This is a genomic window from Cyanobium sp. N5-Cardenillas (assembly GCF_024345515.1).
Taxonomy (GTDB): Bacteria; Cyanobacteriota; Cyanobacteriia; order PCC-6307; family Cyanobiaceae; genus Cyanobium.
On record NZ_JAGQBG010000048.1, the window covers coordinates 1 to 16,044 of the forward strand.

At 70.3% G+C, this 16,044-nt stretch carries 17 protein-coding genes; 5 read left to right on the forward strand and 12 right to left on the reverse strand.

The features are described from left to right. Positions 1-2,390 (reverse strand): DEAD/DEAH box helicase (locus KBZ04_RS05775; protein WP_254990983.1); only part of this gene is annotated, 2,390 nt, incomplete at its 3' end. A gap of 74 nt (positions 2,391-2,464) precedes the next feature. On the opposite strand from KBZ04_RS05775, the gene KBZ04_RS05780 reads away from it, so the two are divergent. Next, positions 2,465-3,346 carry a hypothetical protein gene (locus KBZ04_RS05780; protein WP_254990984.1) on the forward strand — a complete coding sequence of 294 codons (882 nt, stop codon included), beginning with the start codon at positions 2,465-2,467 and terminating at the stop codon, positions 3,344-3,346. Between the two features lie 22 nt (positions 3,347-3,368). Here KBZ04_RS05780 and gap read toward each other — a convergent pair whose 3' ends face one another. Both gap and KBZ04_RS05790 read right to left on the reverse strand, forming a co-directional pair. Then, entirely contained in the window at positions 3,369-4,364 is a 996-nt protein-coding gene (gene gap / locus KBZ04_RS05785; RefSeq protein ID WP_254990985.1) for a type I glyceraldehyde-3-phosphate dehydrogenase, read from the reverse strand. Between the two features lie 98 nt (positions 4,365-4,462). Next, on the reverse strand, positions 4,463-5,233 hold the full coding sequence (locus KBZ04_RS05790) for a hypothetical protein (protein WP_254990986.1): 771 nt from the start codon (positions 5,231-5,233) through the stop codon (positions 4,463-4,465). 75 nt (positions 5,234-5,308) lie between these two features. Between KBZ04_RS05790 and KBZ04_RS05795 the strand changes: the two genes are divergently transcribed. The 4 genes from KBZ04_RS05795 (at position 5,309) to KBZ04_RS05810 (ending at position 8,187) form a co-directional block, all read left to right on the forward strand. Next, positions 5,309-6,094, forward strand: a complete 786-nt coding sequence (locus tag KBZ04_RS05795; RefSeq protein ID WP_254990987.1) for a TerC family protein — start codon at positions 5,309-5,311, stop codon at positions 6,092-6,094. A gap of 14 nt (positions 6,095-6,108) precedes the next feature. Continuing rightward, a complete protein-coding gene (locus tag KBZ04_RS05800) occupies positions 6,109-6,456 on the forward strand; it encodes a DUF6464 family protein (RefSeq protein ID WP_254990988.1) in 348 nt (115 codons plus the stop codon). A gap of 179 nt (positions 6,457-6,635) precedes the next feature. After that, positions 6,636-7,892: a DEAD/DEAH box helicase gene (locus KBZ04_RS05805; protein ID WP_254990989.1), complete on the forward strand. Its 1,257-nt coding sequence runs from the start codon at positions 6,636-6,638 to the stop codon at positions 7,890-7,892. 85 nt (positions 7,893-7,977) lie between these two features. After that, complete coding sequence (locus KBZ04_RS05810) at positions 7,978-8,187, forward strand: hypothetical protein (RefSeq protein ID WP_254990990.1); 210 nt, start codon at positions 7,978-7,980, stop codon at positions 8,185-8,187. 37 nt (positions 8,188-8,224) lie between these two features. On the opposite strand, the gene KBZ04_RS05815 is transcribed toward KBZ04_RS05810, so the two are convergent. From KBZ04_RS05815 to KBZ04_RS05855, 9 genes are all read right to left on the reverse strand, one after another. Beyond that, the gene (locus KBZ04_RS05815; RefSeq protein ID WP_254990991.1) at positions 8,225-8,422 is read right to left on the reverse strand and encodes a hypothetical protein; all 198 of its coding nucleotides are present in this window, start codon (positions 8,420-8,422) and stop codon (positions 8,225-8,227) included. A 108-nt stretch (positions 8,423-8,530) separates the two neighbouring features. Beyond that, on the reverse strand, positions 8,531-9,562 hold the full coding sequence (gene fmt, locus KBZ04_RS05820) for a methionyl-tRNA formyltransferase (RefSeq protein ID WP_254990992.1): 1,032 nt from the start codon (positions 9,560-9,562) through the stop codon (positions 8,531-8,533). Then, positions 9,559-10,956, reverse strand: a complete 1,398-nt coding sequence (locus KBZ04_RS05825) for a TldD/PmbA family protein (RefSeq protein WP_254990993.1) — start codon at positions 10,954-10,956, stop codon at positions 9,559-9,561. Before KBZ04_RS05825 ends, fmt begins: the two co-directional genes overlap by 4 nt. Before the next feature lie 2 nt (positions 10,957-10,958). Continuing rightward, positions 10,959-12,392 carry a TldD/PmbA family protein gene (locus tag KBZ04_RS05830; protein WP_409995937.1) on the reverse strand — a complete coding sequence of 478 codons (1,434 nt, stop codon included), beginning with the start codon at positions 12,390-12,392 and terminating at the stop codon, positions 10,959-10,961. Positions 12,393-12,458: 66 nt separating this feature from the next. Continuing rightward, complete coding sequence (acsF, locus tag KBZ04_RS05835) at positions 12,459-13,550, reverse strand: magnesium-protoporphyrin IX monomethyl ester (oxidative) cyclase (protein WP_254990994.1); 1,092 nt, start codon at positions 13,548-13,550, stop codon at positions 12,459-12,461. A gap of 104 nt (positions 13,551-13,654) precedes the next feature. Then, positions 13,655-14,119, reverse strand: a complete 465-nt coding sequence (locus KBZ04_RS05840) for a DUF2996 domain-containing protein (RefSeq protein WP_254990995.1) — start codon at positions 14,117-14,119, stop codon at positions 13,655-13,657. Between the two features lie 77 nt (positions 14,120-14,196). Further along, entirely contained in the window at positions 14,197-14,721 is a 525-nt protein-coding gene (locus tag KBZ04_RS05845; RefSeq protein ID WP_254990996.1) for a hypothetical protein, read from the reverse strand. Positions 14,722-14,735: 14 nt separating this feature from the next. After that, complete coding sequence (locus tag KBZ04_RS05850) at positions 14,736-15,386, reverse strand: flavin prenyltransferase UbiX (RefSeq protein ID WP_254990997.1); 651 nt, start codon at positions 15,384-15,386, stop codon at positions 14,736-14,738. A 7-nt stretch (positions 15,387-15,393) separates the two neighbouring features. Continuing rightward, the coding region (locus tag KBZ04_RS05855; RefSeq protein WP_254990998.1) for a S1 RNA-binding domain-containing protein at positions 15,394-16,044 on the reverse strand (651 nt) is incomplete at its 5' end.

Here is a 16,044-nt window from a genome sequence, read left to right on the forward strand (position 1 = left end):
GGCGGCGTGGTGATCAGGCTCATCTCCCGCACCCCCGAGAGGCTCATGTACAGGGTGCGCGGGATCGGCGTGGCTGAAAGGGTCAACACGTCCACGTCCTTTCGGAGCGCCTTGATCTTCTCCTTCTGATTCACACCGAAGCGCTGCTCCTCATCCACCACCAGCAGGCCCAGCTGGCGGAAGGCCGTGCCCTTGCCCAGCAGCTGGTGGGTGCCCACCACCACGTCCGCGTTGCCCTTGGCCAGGTCGTCCAGGATCGTCTTGCGCTCGCCAGCGGTGCGGAAGCGGTTGAGCAGGGCCACCTTGAGCGGGTAGGGGGCAAAGCGCTCGCTGAGGGTGCGCCAGTGCTGCTGGGCCAGCACGGTGGTGGGGGCCAGCAGGGCGCACTGCTTGCCGGCGGTGACCGCCTTGAAGATGGCCCGGATCGCCACCTCCGTCTTGCCGAAGCCCACATCCCCGCAGACGAGGCGGTCCATCGGCTGGTCCCGCTCCATATCGCGCTTGACGTCGACGATCGCCTTGAGCTGGTCGGGGGTGGGGTCGTAGGGGAAGGAATCCTCCAGTTCCCCCTGCCAGGGGCCATCGGGGGGAAAAGCGAAGCCCGGGGCCTGGTGGCGCTCGGCGTAGAGCTTCACCAGGTCCATCGCCACCTTGGCCACCGCCTTGCGGGCCCGCTCCTTGGCCTTGGTCCAGGCCGTGCCGCCCATGCGGTTGAGCTCCGGCGGGCTGTCGCTGCTGGCCCGGTAGCGGCCGAGGCTGCCCAGCTGGTCGGCGGCCACCCGCAGCAACCCATCGGCGTACTGCACCACCAGGTAGTCGCGGGCCTCACCGCCGATGGCCAGCTTCTCCAGCTTCAGGAAGCGGCCGATGCCGTGGTTGCGGTGCACCACGAAGTCGCCGGGGAGCATCTTGTTGGGATCCACCGTGCGGCTGGCCGCCTTGCGGCGCCGGCGCACGTAGCCGCCGGCCGCCAGGCTGTGCTGGCCGAAGATCTCCCGGTCGGTGAACAGCACCAGCTTCCAGGCCGGCAGCTGGAACCCCTCCAGTTCGGCGGTGCCGCGTAGCTTGAGCGCCACCGGGGTGCCCTGCTCCACCAGCCGCTCGATGGCCGGAAAATCGCGGGCGTTGGGCACAAAGCGGGTGACGCAGTCGTGCTCCTCCAGCAGGGCCACGGCCCGCGACGGCTGGGCGGAGACGATCCAGGGCCGGACCTTCTCGCGCAGGTGCCCCTTGATCTGCTCCGCCAGGCGGCCGAACTGGTTGGGATGGGCCGGCACCGGCCGGCTGGAAAGGTCGAGGTCGTTGGGATGGCGGTCGCTCTCGTGCAGCTCCGCCAGATCAAAACCCGTGAACGTCTCCACCTCCGCCAGGGCCGCTGCGATCGGCCGGTGCAGCAAGCCGGGCAGGGGCAGGGGGGGCTCGCCGCCAGTGGCCTTCACCACCTCGCCGTGGTGGTCGGCGGCATGGTCATACCACTGCTGGCCATGGGCCAGGCACTGGCGCCGCTCATCGATCGCCACCAGGGTGCCGGCGGGCAGGTAGTCGAGCAGGGAGGCTGGCTGCTGCCAGGCCAGACCCATCAGCCGCCGCATCCCCTCCGGTGTGCCGCCCTCCAGCAGCTGGTCGAGGGCGGCGGGATCCAGCAGTCGCTCCAGCCCGTCCGGCATCCGCTCCCGCAGGGCCTCGGCGATCAGGGGGGCATAGCTGGTGGGGGTGAGGCGCACCCGCTCGACCACATCGAGGGAGCGCTGGGTGGAGGGGTCGAACTCCCGCAGCTTCTCGAGGTCTTCACCGAAGAGCTCCAGCCGCACCGGCAGCTCGGCGCTGACGGGAAACACATCGACGATGTCACCGCGACGGCTCCAGGTGCCCTCCTGCTCGATCGTCGGCACCTTCTCGTAGCCCAGGCCGGCCAGGGTGTGGGCCAGCTGCTCCAGATCCAGCCGGTCGCCGCGGCGCAGGGTGAGGCAGCGGGCCGCCAGCAGCGACGGCGGCGGCAGGTGGGGCTGGAGGGCCCGCTCGGTGGCCACCACGGCGAAACGGCCGCCGCTGGCGCCCACCAACTCGGCGAGCACCTGCAACTGGCCCCAGGTGATCTCGCTGGTGGGGTCGAAGGGCTCGTAGGGGGAGCCCTCGCTGGTGGGATAGAGCTGGCACAGCGGCCATCCCATCAGCTCCAGCAGGGAGGCCCAGCGCCCCGCCTCCTCCAGGGTGGGCACGATCACCAGCAGGGGGGCCTCACTGGAGCCGGCCAGGGCGCTGGCCACCAGGGCCCGGGCCCCCCGTCCCGCCCCGCTCAGCCGCAGCCGCTCGGGCCGCCCGCAGCGCGCCCTCACCTCAGCGGTGAGGGGGGCGGCCTGCAGCTGGCGCACGAGGGCGTGAAGGGGCATCGCAAGGTCGGATCGAACCGGTGGCGATCCTCGCAACCCGTTTGCGTTCATGCTGGGGGTCGGTTCGCCCCACGATGGCCCGCTTCCGCTGTCCCACCTGCCGCCAACGGCCCCTGAGGCTGCAGCAACCCTTCTCGGGGGTGCCCCGCTGCGGTCGCTGCGGGGACCTGCTGGAGCCGAAGCCCCGCCACGGGCGCGCCTGGGGCCTGGCCCTGGGCGTGGCGGCGCTGGTGCTGGGGGGGGCCGCCTTCCCCGCCTTGCTGGAGCAGGTGGGGAGCCTGCCCGAGCAGGCCCCTGACGTCACCACCCGGCTGCTGGAACGATTCGAGCCGGCTCCGGATCCACGGCTGCGGCCGATGGCCCTTCTGGAGGGCGGACTGCTGGCGAACCTGCAGGAGGCCGACCGGCAGTGGATTCCCACCGCCGAACCCCTGGCGGGGGGCGGCACCCGCTTCCTTTACCGCCGGCGGGCCGGCGAGCCCGAGCTTTCGGTGCCGGAGCTGGAGGCCCTGATCAACTCCCCGCCGGACCACGGCGACAAGCACCGGGCGATCGCCGAACTGCTCACCGTGCTGGATCAGGTGGGGGTGCAGGTGGAGCTGGTGGAGCCCAGGAAGACAGGGGCCGCCGGCGAGTGGGATCACGCGGCCCGCACCCTGCGGATCAAGCCCGCCGTGGTGGAGAAAGGAACGGTGGACTTCGCCCAGGTGCTCAACCACGAGGCGATCCACGTGGCCCAGAGCTGTGCGGCCGGTGGCCTGCGTGCCGTGCCCAGAACCCTCGGGCTGGGCCAGGAGGTGCCGCCGGAACTGCGGTTGCATCTCGATGACCCCCTCTATGCCGGGGCCTCCGACTGGGAGAAGGCCCTGGAGCGGGAGGCCTACGCCAACCAGCGGCGGCTGGAGCTCGGCACCACCCTGATCCGCACCCATTGCCGGACCCGCTCGGCGGGTTGAGGGCCGGCTCCGCTTAGGGGCCTCAGGCGGAGATGTGGGCGATCAGGTCGAGGCACTTGCTGGAGTAGCCCCACTCGTTGTCGTACCAGGCCACCACCTTCACGAAGGTGTCGGTGAGGGCGATACCGGCCGAGGCATCAAAGATCGACGTGCAGGTCTCGCCGAGGAAATCGGTGGAGACGACCGCATCTTCGGTGTAGCCGAGGATGCCGGCCATCGGGCCCTCGGAGGCGGCCCGCATGGCGGCCTTGATGGCGTCGTAGCTGGCGCCGCGCTCAAGGTTCACCGTCAGGTCCACCACCGACACGTTGGGGGTGGGAACCCGGAAGGCCATGCCGGTGAGCTTGCCACTCAGGGCCGGGATCACCTTGCCCACCGCCTTCGCCGCTCCGGTGGACGACGGGATGATGTTCTGGCCGGCACCACGGCCGCCGCGCCAGTCCTTGACCGACGGGCCATCCACCGTCTTCTGGGTGGCGGTGGTGGCATGCACCGTGGTCATCAGGCCATCGCGGATGCCGAAGTTGTCGTGCAGCACCTTGGCCATCGGCGCCAGGCAGTTGGTGGTGCAGGAGGCATTGGAGACGATGTCCTGGCCCGCATAGGTGGTGTGGTTCACCCCCATCACGAACATCGGCGTGTCGTCCTTGGAGGGGGCCGACATCACCACCTTGCCGGCACCGGCGCTGATGTGGGCCCGGGCCCGCTCGTCGTTCAGGAACAGGCCGGTGGATTCGAGCACCACATCGGCACCCACCTCCCCCCAGCGCAGGGCAGCGGGATCGCGCTCGGCGGAGATGCGGATGCGGCGGCCGTTCACCACCAGGGCGCCGTCCTCCACGGCCACCTCGCCGACAAAGCGGCCGTGGGTGGAGTCGTAGCGGAGCATGTAAGCGATGTAATCGACATCGATCAGGTCGTTGATGCCCACCACTTCGATGTCCTCACGACCGCAGGCGATCCGGAAGACGAGACGTCCGATGCGTCCGAACCCGTTGATGCCGATCCTGATGGTCACCTGCGCGTCTCCCGAGTCAGACGAGGGATTTCAGCGTCGCACGGGGCCGTCAGCCCCGGGTGGAACCTGACGGGCCATTGTCGTCAGCTGAAACGGGGTCAGCTCCCGGGGGCCGCAGGCCGATCAGCGGCCTTCAGCAGGGTTTCCTCCTCAAGGAGCATGTTGAAGCGCAGCAGGTCGCTGTCCTTGAGCTGCTGCCGGCTGCTCACGCCGAGATGCGTCTCGAGAAAGCTGCGACCCATGGCGCCGTCCCAGCCGAGCTGCTGCAGCAACAGGTTGCACTGGTCGAGCAGGTCGGCCCGGCGCATGGGGACCGCCGCCACGGCGGGATCGCAGCCGGGCTCGAGGGCCTCGATCGCCTGCAGATAGGCGATCAGGTCGGCGTAGACGGTGATGCGGTCGCGGCTGGGGTGGCCGAAGGATCGCTGCAGGTAGGTGGCTTCCCGCTCCCGGTCCCATCCCAGCCGGCGCATCTGCAGATCCAGGTGGGTCAGCTCGGCACTCCAGTCCTGGGGGTCCTCCGCCTGGCCCACCGGCGGTTCCGGCGATGGCGGCGGCTCCGGTGTGGGTGTTGATGTTGGCGTTGGTGATGGCGTTGCTGCTGGCGCCAGTGCTGGTGCTGGTTTTGGGGCCTCGGCGGCCGGCGCTGACGGCGACTGGGGGGCTGGAGCTGGAACCGGCCGCGGCGGGGGCGGGGTGCCCGTGCTCCGCAGGCTGGCCAGCAGGCGGGCCCTGGCCCGGTCCTCCGCTTCCTCGGCGTCGTCCGCCTCCCCCAGGGCACTGCCCAGGACCTGCTCCCCCTCGTGGGCCGAGACCAGCACGACGCGGCGCCCGCCGTCGCAGCGCAGCAGTCGGACCTGAAGTTGCATGGGAGGGGTCAGGCGGGGCCGACAGTCTTTCTAGAGTGCTTCTTTGAAGGCGCCAGGGCCGAGCGAACGCCAGGAATGGAAGTGGAATCGGTGGAGAGCCTCACGCCCCTGCTGCCGCAGGCGGACCAGTGGGGCGAGGTGCTGCTGCTGCTGCCCCTGCTGGTGGGGCTCGAGGCGGTGCTCTCCGCCGACAACGCCATCGCCCTGGCCGCCATCTCCCGGCGGCTCCATGATCCGGCGCGGCAACGCCAGGCCCTGAACCTCGGTCTTGTGCTGGCCCTGGTCTTCCGCCTTGGCCTGATCGCCCTGGCCAGCTTCGTGCTCAATTTCTGGCCGCTGCAGCTGCTGGCTTCGGCCTATCTGCTCTGGCTCTGCGGGCGCCATCTGCTGGGGCAGGACGACGACAGGGACGACGTCGCCGAGGGGGTGGGAATCGGCTTCTCCGCCCAGGCCCCTGACTCCCACGACTCCGGCCACCCCCACCACCGCGCCTCCCTGGGATCGATCGTGGCGACCCTGGCCCTCACCGATCTGGCCTTCTCCCTCGACAGCGTCTCGGCGGCGGTGGCGGTCACCGACCGGCTTCCCCTGGTGATGGCCGGTGGGGTGATCGGCATCATCGCCCTGCGGCTCACGGCCGAACTGTTCCTGCGCTGGCTGGAGATCTTCCCCCATCTGGAAACCGCCGGCTACCTGGCAGTGGGACTGGTGGGCCTGCGGCTGCTGCTGCGCCTGCTGCTGCCGGCGGTGGAGGTGCCGGAATGGGCCCTGCTGCTGCTGGTGGCTGCCCTGTTCGCCTGGGGCTTCTCCCTGCGCACGGCCCCCTCGCCCCTGCCCGAGCAGGGCGGCGGCGACGCCTGAGGGAGGTCGGAAGGATGCGGATTGAACTGCGCCAGATCGACTCGGACCGGCTGATCACCAGTCTCGAGATCGAGAACCTCAGCGACGTCCCCCATCCCGGCCGCTGGCTGACCACGGGCGATCGCAGCTTCCTGGTGCTGCAGCGACGCCACCGTTATCGGCTGCGGCAGGGCCGCTACGAACTGGCGGCCGTGGCGCTGCAGGTCAAGTCCCAGCAGCAACCGGCCGATGCCCTCTGGTGGCAGGGGCGCTGGGTGATCGGCGACCCCGACTGCCGTTTCAACGCCCGCAGCCCCCTGCTGCGCTGCGCCGTGCTCCCCGAGGGACCCTGCGAGCGCTGCAGCCACCACAGCCCCCGCTGAGACGATGGCGCCACCGGCCGGTCCTAGGCTGGGGCCCAACTCCGTTTTCGCGCCCGATCACCGCCCCTTCCTCCAGGCCCCAGGCCAAGGTCATCCGCAGCCAAGCCAGCGGCAACGGGTCCGCCCCCGCCCCTGAACCGCTCACCCCCAGCCATACCGCCACGGGCCTGAATCCGCCGGTGGCCGGCCTGGCGACGGACTTTGCCGTGCTGGGGCTGTCGGAGCCGATCCTCAAGGCCGTGGCCGCCAAGGGCTACAGCAGCCCCTCGCCGATCCAGCTGCAATGCATCCCGGCGGTGCTGGCGGGCCACGACGTGATGGCCGCCGCCCAGACGGGCACCGGCAAGACGGCCGGTTTCACCCTGCCGATGCTGGAGCGGCTGCGCCACGGCCCCCACGCCCGTGCCGGAGTGGTGCGGGCCCTGGTGCTGACCCCCACCCGGGAACTGGCCGCCCAGGTGGCCGAAAGCGTCACCGCCTATGGCCGCTACCTGGATCTGCGCTCCGATGTCGTCTTCGGCGGGGTGAGTGCCAATCCCCAGATGCAGCGGCTGCGAAAGGGCGCCGACGTGCTGGTGGCCACCCCCGGCCGGCTGATGGACCTGCACCAGCAGAACGCCCTGCGGCTCGACCGGGTGGAGATCCTGGTGCTGGACGAGGCCGACCGGATGCTCGACATGGGCTTCATTCGTGACATCCGCCGGATCCTCTCCCTGATGCCGGCGAAGCGCCAGAACCTGCTGTTCTCCGCCACCTTCTCCAGCGACATCCGCCGTCTGGCCACCGGACTGCTGCACAATCCGGTGCAGCTCCAGGCCAGTCCGGAGAACCAGGCCACCCCCCTGGTCGACCAGGTGATCCATCCCTGCGACATGGACCGCAAGGGCGATCTGCTCAGCCATCTGATCCGCAGCAACGACTGGCGCCAGGTGCTGGTGTTCTCCCGCACCAAGCACGGCGCCAACCGGCTGGCGGAGCGGCTCGAGAAGGAGGGGCTGGGGGCGGCGGCGATCCACGGCAACAAGAGCCAGGGGGCCCGCACCCGGGCGCTGGCGGAGTTCAAGAGCGGCGAGGTGCGGGTGCTGGTGGCCACCGACATCGCCGCCCGAGGCATCGACATCCACCAGCTGCCCCACGTGGTCAACCTCGACCTGCCCAACGTGGCCGAGGACTATGTGCACCGCATCGGTCGCACCGGCCGGGCTGGCCAGAACGGCCATGCCATTTCCCTGGTGGCGGCCGAAGAGCATGAGCTGCTGCGGGCCATCGAACGCCTGGTGGGCTCCCCCCTGCCCCGCCAGGAGGTGTCGGGCTTCGAGCCCACCGTGCTGTCAGCCCCACCGCTGGATCTGAGCGGCGGCCGGGGCCGCAGGAGCCAGGGGCCCAGCCAGGGCCAGGGCCATGAGAGGGGACGGCGCCGCACCGGATCCCGCTGAGGCAGAGCCCAGCGGGGGAATGGCAGTGGTTGTGACAACCTTCGCCGCCGCCCTACGGTGAACTGAGGATCTGCCTCCTTTCGACATGCCCTACGAACCCGGATCCACCCAGTGCCGCGTGCTGATCGACTGCAAGGCCCAGATCGAAGGCATGCTGCTCGCCCTGGAGCGCATCGACAACAGCCGCCACATCCGTGATCAGCTGGTGGCCGTGCACAACCAGCTGGAGGGGCTCCACGAGCTGCACCGTCGCCAGCCCGAAGAGCTCGCCTCCAGCAGCGGCAGCGCGGGCTGAGCCTGCCCCGCCGGCCGCTGGGGTTGCCACAGCCGTCTCATCCAGCCCCAGTGGCCGTTTCCGCCTGGAGGCGGGGCTCCCATCCCTGGCAGGCCGCATAGGCGCCGGCCAGGGTCGGGCGGACCGCCCGCTGGCCAGGCAGGAGCGCGTGACTCACCACGTAGCACCCCAGCCGGTCGCGGAAGATCTGACACCCCGATCCGGTGCTGTTGACGAAGGAAAGGTCGCTGGCCATGGCATCCGCATCCGATCAATGGATTTGGTCTAACGCCTCCAGCACCTGTCCAACAATGAGACGACTGGAAGGGAACAAATCGTCAACAGTTGTTGCCGAAAGGGGGCTTCAAGGGGTATTTACACCGATGCGCTGACCCGGAACCAGCCCCAGTTGCTGGATCAGGGCCTGCCCCTCGCTGGCCCGGCGTCCCGGCAGCTGGGCCTGGCGCAGCAGCACGGGGCAGCCGCCGCTGGCCAGCACCAGCCCCTCCCCTTCGACCAGCTCGAGCACGGTGCCGGGGGCCGCCTTCGGCGTGGCGTCCACGCCCAGGCGGGCCGCCAAGGCCGCCCCCACCGGGCTGAGCTGGTCGGCCAGCCGGTTCACCAGGGGTTCGGTGGCGAGCAGTTTCAGCCGCTCGCCCCCCCAGGGGCAGGATGCCTGGGGATGGAGACCCATCACCCGGCGGTGAATGGCAAGGGCGGAGGCGTCCCAGTGCACCAGGGTGTCCTCCTTGGTGAGCTGACGGGCATGGCTGGGTTCGCCGGCCTGGGGCCGCACCCCGAGACGGCCAAGGCGTTCCGCCTCCGCTCCGGGTCCCGCCGCCTCGATCCGCGGCAGGGCCTCCACCAGCAGCTCGGCGGTGAGCTGGGCCAGCCGCTCCCCCAGCTGGCCGGCGTTCTGCAGCAGGGGGATCGGCAGGCGCCGCTCCAGCAGCACCGGGCCGGTGTCGAGGCCCTCCTCCATCGCCATGATGCCGACGCCGGTTTCGGTGTCCCCCTCCAGCAGGGCCCACTGGATCGGGGCCGCCCCCCGCCAGCGGGGCAGCAGGGAGCCATGACCGTTCCAGCAGCCCAAGGGGGGCTGGGCCAGCACGGCCGGCGGCAGGATCTGGCCGAAGGCCACCACCACAGAGGCGTCGGCCCCCAGGGCCGCCAGCTCCTGCTGGCAGGCCAGGTCCCGACGGATGCGCTCAGGGGTGAACACCGGCAGAGCCAGCTCCAGGGCCCGTTGCTTCACGGGGGAGGGGACCAGGGCCTTGCCCCGGCCCCGGCGCCGGTCAGGCTGACTCACCACACCGACGGTCGTGTGGCCGGCCTGCCGCAGGGCCTCGAGGCTGGCCACGGCGTAGGCCGGGGTGCCCCAGAACAGGATCCTCAAGCGTCGCCGGTGATCGAGAGCCCCTCCACCCAGACGTGGGGGCAGAGGCCGTCGGGGGTCACCTTGGCCGGACCCTCGAAACCGAGGATGGCCTTGAGCACGGTGCGGATGTCACCGGCGACGGTGGCCGCCTCGATGGAGCGGGGGACGCCGTCCTGCACCAGCCAGCCGTCGAAGGGGAGGGAGAAGGAGCCCTGGCTGGCCTTGACACCGGCATGGAGGGCTGAGAGGGAATCGATCACCACCAGGCCACGGTCGTCGCCGCTGGCACCGGCTGCGAAACGATCCAGACCGGGGGCACCGCCGCTGCTGCCGGGGGTGGGGCCGATCTCGAACCAGTCGGGACCCACCGAGACCTTGGCCCCGAGGCCCGCATGGCCGGTGGGGGACACCCCAAAGGCCCGCGCCGTGGCCTCCGAGTGGAGGAAATGGCGCAGCACACCCCCTTCCAGCAGCGACAGGCGACGGGTGGGGGTGCCCTCCCCGTCGAAGGAGGCCGCGCCCACGTTGGCCGGGTGCAGGCCGTTGTCGTGCAGGGACAGGAAGGGGACGGCCAGCTGCTCGCCGAGGGACTCGCGCCGGCTGAGGCTGACACCATCCAGCACGGCGCGGGCATTGAACAGGCTGCTGAAGGCGCCGATCAGATCGAGAAACGCCTCCGGGCTGAACACGCAGGTGTAGCGGCCGGTGGTGATGGGGGCGTAATCGAGGTGAGCGATGGTGCGCTCCGCCGCCTCCTGCACGCAGCCGGCCACATCCAGGTCGGCGGCGCCATAGGCCAGCCGCACCGCACCGCTGCTGCGGGGTTTGCGGCCCGCCTCTTCGGCTCGGGCATAGAGGTAGAGGGAGGCGGTGCTGAGCCGCTGCTGGCGGCAGGCGCCGTCGCTGTTGATGTAGAGCCGGTCGCTGCTGCGCTGGGCCAGGCCGTTGTACGGGACCGTGCCGATGGCCGGGTGGCGGCCGAGAAGGTCGCGTTCCGCGTCCCGCAGGGTGTCGAGCAGGGTGAGGATGCTCAGCGGTGTGCTCAGGGGCTGCTCGAGCACCGGCAGCGGGGCCGTGGCCAGGGGGGAGAAATCAGGGATCTCATCGACGTTGCCGTAGGCACTGGCGTCGCGGGCGCCGGCCAGGGCCCGGGCCAGGCCGTCATCGGAGAGGTCGGAGGTGCTGGTGATGCCCACCAGACCGTCGTCGTTCCAGACCCGCAGGGTGATGGCGCTGCGCTGGGCGCCCTTCATCTGCTTGGCCTCGCCCCGGTCGACCTGCACGGAGGTGTCGGTGCTGCAGGAGGCGCCCAGGTCCCAGCGGCGGACCCCTTCACGCTGGGCCAGTTGGTCGAGCCGTTGGCGCAGCACCTCGGCGTCGAGGCTGGCGGTCATTGATTCGGTGGCGGCCATGCTCAGCGTCCCCCCACGGTGATGGTGTCGACCTTGATGTGGGGCTGGCCCACGGTGACGAAGATGCTGCCGCTGACCGAACCGCAGAAGCCCGCGGCCAGTTCCAGATCGTTGGCGCACATCGAGATCCGGGGCATCACCTCCTTGGCATCACCGATCAGGGTGGCCCCCTTCACTGGCCTGGTGAGGGTTCCATTCTCGATCAGGTAACCCTCCTCGACGGCGAAGTTGAACTGGCCGGTGGGGCCGACGCTGCCGCCGCCCATCGACTTGCAGTACAGCCCCTTGTCGACGGAGGCGATCAGATCCTCCGGGCTGTGGGGGCCAGCGGCGATGTAGGTGTTGCGCATGCGGCTGGCGGCGGCGAAGGCGTGGCTCTGGCGCCGGCCGCTGCCGGTGCGGGGATGGCCGGTGCGGCGCTCCCCGGCCCGGTCGCTGAGGAAACGCTGCAGGATGCCGTTCTCGATCAGCACGGTGCGCTGGGGTTCCATGCCCTCGTCGTCCATCGAAAGGGAACCGAAGGCGCCGGCGGTGAGGCCCTCGTCGATGGCGGTGAGGGAGGGGTGGGCGATGGGCTGGCCGACCATTTCAGCGAAGGGGGTGGTGGCCCGCTCGACCTGGGTGGTTTCCAGCAGGTGTCCGCAGGCCTCATGGAAGATCACACCGCCGAAGCGGTTGGCCAGCACGACCGGGAACTGCCCGGCCTCCACATAGTCGGCGTAGAGCATGGTGCCGGCGCTGCTGCAGACATCGACAGCGGCGGCGTCCGCATCCCACAGACGCAGATCATCGGGACTGTCGGAGGTGCCGTAGCGCCTCCCCAGGCTGGACCGGTGGTCGCCGTCGGCGGCCAGCACGTTGAGGCCCACCGACTGGTGTAGGCGCACGTCGCGGGCGAAGGTGCCGTCACTGGCGGCCACCAGGACCTCCTGCCAGTCGCGGGCATAGCTGCCCCGGCGCACCTGCAGGTGCTGGCCGTGGGCCTGGAGCCGGTCGGTTCCCTCCAGCAGCCGGCCCGTGGCTTCGGCCAGGGAAGGACAGGCGTGAAGCCAGCCATCCTTGGTGGCGGCGAAATCCCTCAGCTCCGGCAGGCCATCGAAGCGGCCACCGGCCTGCACCGGCAGCACCAGACCGAGCATGCCGAGGGCCTGCTCGAGGGCGGCCCGCAGGCCGGCAGCACTCAGGTCGTTGGTGGAGACGAAGCCATCCCGTTCGCCCAGGAACACCCGCAGCCCCGCTCCGGCCCCGAAGGCGGGGCTGACGCTGGTGATGCTGTCCTGCTCGGCGAGCAGGCCGAGGTGGTCGGAGCGCTCCAGGAACACCTCCACAAGGTCGGCTCCTGCCGACCGACCACCGGCCAGGAGAGGTTCCAGAACGGAACGCCAGGCCGGATCACCGAGGGCGGCAGGGGAGACGGACCGTTCGGTGGCGGCCACGGCGCCGGTGGGAGGGGAGACGACCAAGCGGCGAAAGACGTACTGGGCCGATTCTGGCGGGTCGGCTCAGCGCACGGCGGGCTGGAAGCGTTCGCTGCGGATCGGCGCCATCAGGAAGAGGCGCGCCATCTGGACACCGTTGCCGACCCAGTGCGGCAGCTTGCGCAGGGCACGCACCGGCGCCGGGCCACCGGAACGGTCGGCCCGATCAAGGGCGGCGTTGTTCTGCACCAGCTTCTCCAGCCGTTCGTAGAACTCGGGGTGCTCGACGTTGAGCACCACGGGGAACACCCGGGCGGAGGTTTCGTTGGTCTTGGCGATCACGTACTTGTCGTAGGTGCGGGCATCGAGCCCGAGGGCCTCGTAGAACTCCTTACGGGCCACGTCACGCACGTACATGGTGGCGAACACGGCCAGCAGGAAGAAGCGGCACCAGAGGCGGGCGGTGAAGCCACGCACCGTGTCCGGCTGGGCCTTCATCAGGGCGTCGAAGAAGTCGCCGTGGCGGTTTTCGTCCTGGCACCAGTTCTCGAAGAAGTTGAAGATCGGGAAGATCTTGCTTTCGGGGTGCTGCTCCAGATGGCGGTAGATAGCGATGTAGCGCCAGTAGCCGATCTTCTCGGAGAGGTAGGTGGCGTAGAAGATGAACTTGGGCTGGAAGTGGGTGTAGGCCTTGGTGGCCGTCAGGAAGCCCAGGTCGAGCTGGAGGCCGAAATCAGCCATGGCCTTGTTGAGGAAGCCAGCATGGCGGGCCTCATCGCGGGCCATGTGGGCGAAGCATTCAGCCAGCAGCGGGTTGCGCTCCTTGATGCGGCGGCTGAGCTCCTTGTACAGGAGGAAACCGGAGAACTCCGAGGTGCAGCTCTGCTCGAGGAACTCGACGAAGACCCGGCGGGTTTCGGGGTCGAGTTTGTCGGCGGCGCCGTCGAACTGGCCGTCGCGGACGAAGTGGTGGCGGTTGTAGTCCTTGCGGAACTCCTCGCAGATGGCCTCCAGCTCTACCTCGTTGGGCCGCAGATCCATCGCCGCCATGGCGTCGAAATCCGTGGTGTAGAAGCGCGGGGTGAGGATCGTGTCCTTCACCGGGTCCTTGATGGCCGGGGCATCCGGGGTGCCCACCCGGGGGGCGGTGGGGGCTTGGGTGGCGGGAGGCACCATCGCGCTGGACGTTCAGAGAGCTCGGTCGCCATCGTAGGCATCGATCCCCGCGATCGGTCCGGATGTGAAGCCGCGGATGTGAAGCCGGCGAAGGCTGCGGGAGCTCAGTTGGGGCCGAGCCACTTCTGGCCGTTGAGGCGCTGCACCACCCGTGACACCAGCAGCTGGAGGGTCATCTTCTTCTCGTCGATCAGGAACGACTCCAGCAGGCTGGGGCTGCCCCCCCCTTCCGTCAGGGCGATGGTCTTGGCGGAGCTGATGTCAGGCTGGGTGAAGCAGAGCCAGAAGCGTCGCTCGCCGGGAAGCTTGCCGCGGACCATCCAGCAGTCGGCCGCCACCACGGGCATGGCGCCCTGCTCGAAGACCAGCTCCGGGGAGGGACCACCGTAGGCCTCGATCTCCTTGGTCAGGGCCGGCAGCAGCAGTTCCGGCACGAACGTGTCGAAGGGCTTGTCTTCCGGGGCGGGGGGCTTCGCCTTCGGCGCGGCTGCCTTCGCCTCCGGCGGGGCGGTCTTCGCCTCCGGCTGGGTGGCGACGGGATCGGGTGTGTTGCTGGGGGTCTCGGTCACCGGAGCGATCCCTGGGCGCGATGGTGCGGCAACTTTAGGCAGCGTCCTCCAGGCTCAGGTGTGCGCGGAGACGGGACTCACCACTCCTCACCATCCCCATCGGCCCAGTCGTCATCAACGGTGGCCGCGGCCACAGGGCGCGACCCCGCGGCCGGCTCGGGACGGAAGGGCCTGGGGGCGCCGCCCTCGGGGCGGTGCAGCACCCGGTACGGCACCGAAACCGTGGGGGCCGGCTCACCGGGTGCACGGCTGGGGCCGGCCGGCGCCGCGGAGGCCGGGGCGTTGCCGGGGCTGGGGGGCCTGGGCGTGGATCGCGCCTCGGGGCTCTCGCCCCAGGGGGCTGTCCAGGGCTCACTCTCCTGACGGCGGCGGACGGTGCGGCGCAGGGACGGCCCCGCCCCCTGGCGCAGGGCCAGGGCCGTGGCACTGGCGCTCAGGGCCGCACCACCCCCGGCGGCGATGGCCATCCACAGGCCGATCGGCAACGCGGGGGTCTGCCAGGTGAGCAACCGCAGGGGCAGGGTGGGCCTGGGGTTGAGGGCCGCCACCAGCAGGGTCACCAGAAGGGGCGACAGCAGGGGCAGCAGCAACAAGCGGTGCAACACGGTCCGGAGCGTCAGGGGGTGGAGGCTTCGTCCGCAGCGGAGCGGGCCACGGGCCCCTGCCAGCGCTGCAGGGAACCCAGCTGGAGGCCCAGGGTGTCGAAGACGCGGATCACCAGGAAGTCCACCATCTCACCGATCGAGGTGGGTTGGTGATACCAGGCCGGCACCGGGGGGGCGATGCGGGCACCGGCCTCGGCCAGGCGGGTGAGGTTGCGCAGATGCACCAGGTTCCAGGGCAGTTCCCGCGGCGCAATCACCAGGGGACGGGCCTCCTTGAGATGGACATCGGCCGCCCGTTCGATCAGATCCAGGGCCACCCCGGAGGCGATCCGCCCCACCGTGCCCATGCTGGCGGGCAGGATGACCATGCCACGGGTGAGGTAGCTGCCGCTGGCGATAGCGGCGGCCTGGTCGTTCCAGCGGTGGCAGTGGAGCCGGCCGGTGGTGCAGCCGGTGCGATCGCGCCAGAACCGCTCCTGGGCCTCGGGTTCCGACGGCACCCGCAGGCCCATCTCCGCCTGCCAGACGCCGATGGCGCCGCGGCTGGTCACCATTTCGACCGACTGGTCGTCCTCGAGCAGCAACTGCAGCGCCCGCTCGGCCAGGGGCTGGGCAGAGGCGCCTGACACCGCCAGAACCACGGGAAGCGAGGCAGTCGCCATGGGCGGCTCAGCCCTCGCTCTCGGGCAGGGAGGGGTCGCTGTCCATGGCGCCGTCGTCACCGTCCTGCTCGAAGGTGTCGGGCTGAAGGACGGCCAGGTCGATCTGGTGGCGCAGAGCATCGACCTTCTGGATCTCCACCTCCACCCCGTCCCCCACCATGTAGGTGCGACGGAACTTGCGGCCCACCAGGCGGTTCTGGCGGGAGCGGTATTCGTACCAGTCGTCCTTGAGGGAGCTGACGTGCACCAGTCCCTCCACCTGGGACGGGGGGACCTCGACGAAGAAGCCGTAGCTCTGCACGCCGCTGATCACCCCAGGCAGGGTCTGGCCCACCAGGGGCTCGGTGTGGCGGGCCTGGGCCAGGGCCAGGGCATCGGACTGCAGTTCCTGCAGGAAGCGGCTGCGGCCATTGAGGCGCTGGGCCAGACCATGCTCCAGGCCCTGCTGGTAGGGGGCCAGCTGGCCAGCGGTGAGCAGGGGCCAGTCGGTGCTGCCATGGCAGGTGTCACTGGCCAGGTCGGTGCTGATCTTGTGGCGCACGCTGGGCCGGTCCTTGCCATCCACCAGCAGGGTCACCAGCAGCTGCTGGTTCCAGAGGTCGGCGTAATGCAGCCCCGGGCAGCACCAGGGCGCCAGGGCGATCGCCTCTCCGGCCAC

Excerpts from the sequence above, each read along its gene's own strand:
- KBZ04_RS05800 (WP_254990988.1), top strand. The coding sequence starts at position 6,109 with ATGCGGATTGAACTGCGCCAGATCGACTCGGACCGGCTGATCACCAGT.
- KBZ04_RS05790 (WP_254990986.1), bottom strand. The coding sequence starts at position 5,233 with ATGCAACTTCAGGTCCGACTGCTGCGCTGCGACGGCGGGCGCCGCGTC.
- KBZ04_RS05795 (WP_254990987.1), top strand. The coding sequence starts at position 5,309 with ATGGAAGTGGAATCGGTGGAGAGCCTCACGCCCCTGCTGCCGCAGGCG.
- KBZ04_RS05815 (WP_254990991.1), bottom strand. The coding sequence starts at position 8,422 with ATGGCCAGCGACCTTTCCTTCGTCAACAGCACCGGATCGGGGTGTCAG.
- KBZ04_RS05780 (WP_254990984.1), top strand. The coding sequence starts at position 2,465 with ATGGCCCGCTTCCGCTGTCCCACCTGCCGCCAACGGCCCCTGAGGCTG.
- acsF (WP_254990994.1), bottom strand. The coding sequence starts at position 13,550 with ATGGTGCCTCCCGCCACCCAAGCCCCCACCGCCCCCCGGGTGGGCACC.
- KBZ04_RS05850 (WP_254990997.1), bottom strand. The coding sequence starts at position 15,386 with ATGGCGACTGCCTCGCTTCCCGTGGTTCTGGCGGTGTCAGGCGCCTCT.
- KBZ04_RS05810 (WP_254990990.1), top strand. The coding sequence starts at position 7,978 with ATGCCCTACGAACCCGGATCCACCCAGTGCCGCGTGCTGATCGACTGC.
- KBZ04_RS05825 (WP_254990993.1), bottom strand. The coding sequence starts at position 10,956 with ATGGCCGCCACCGAATCAATGACCGCCAGCCTCGACGCCGAGGTGCTG.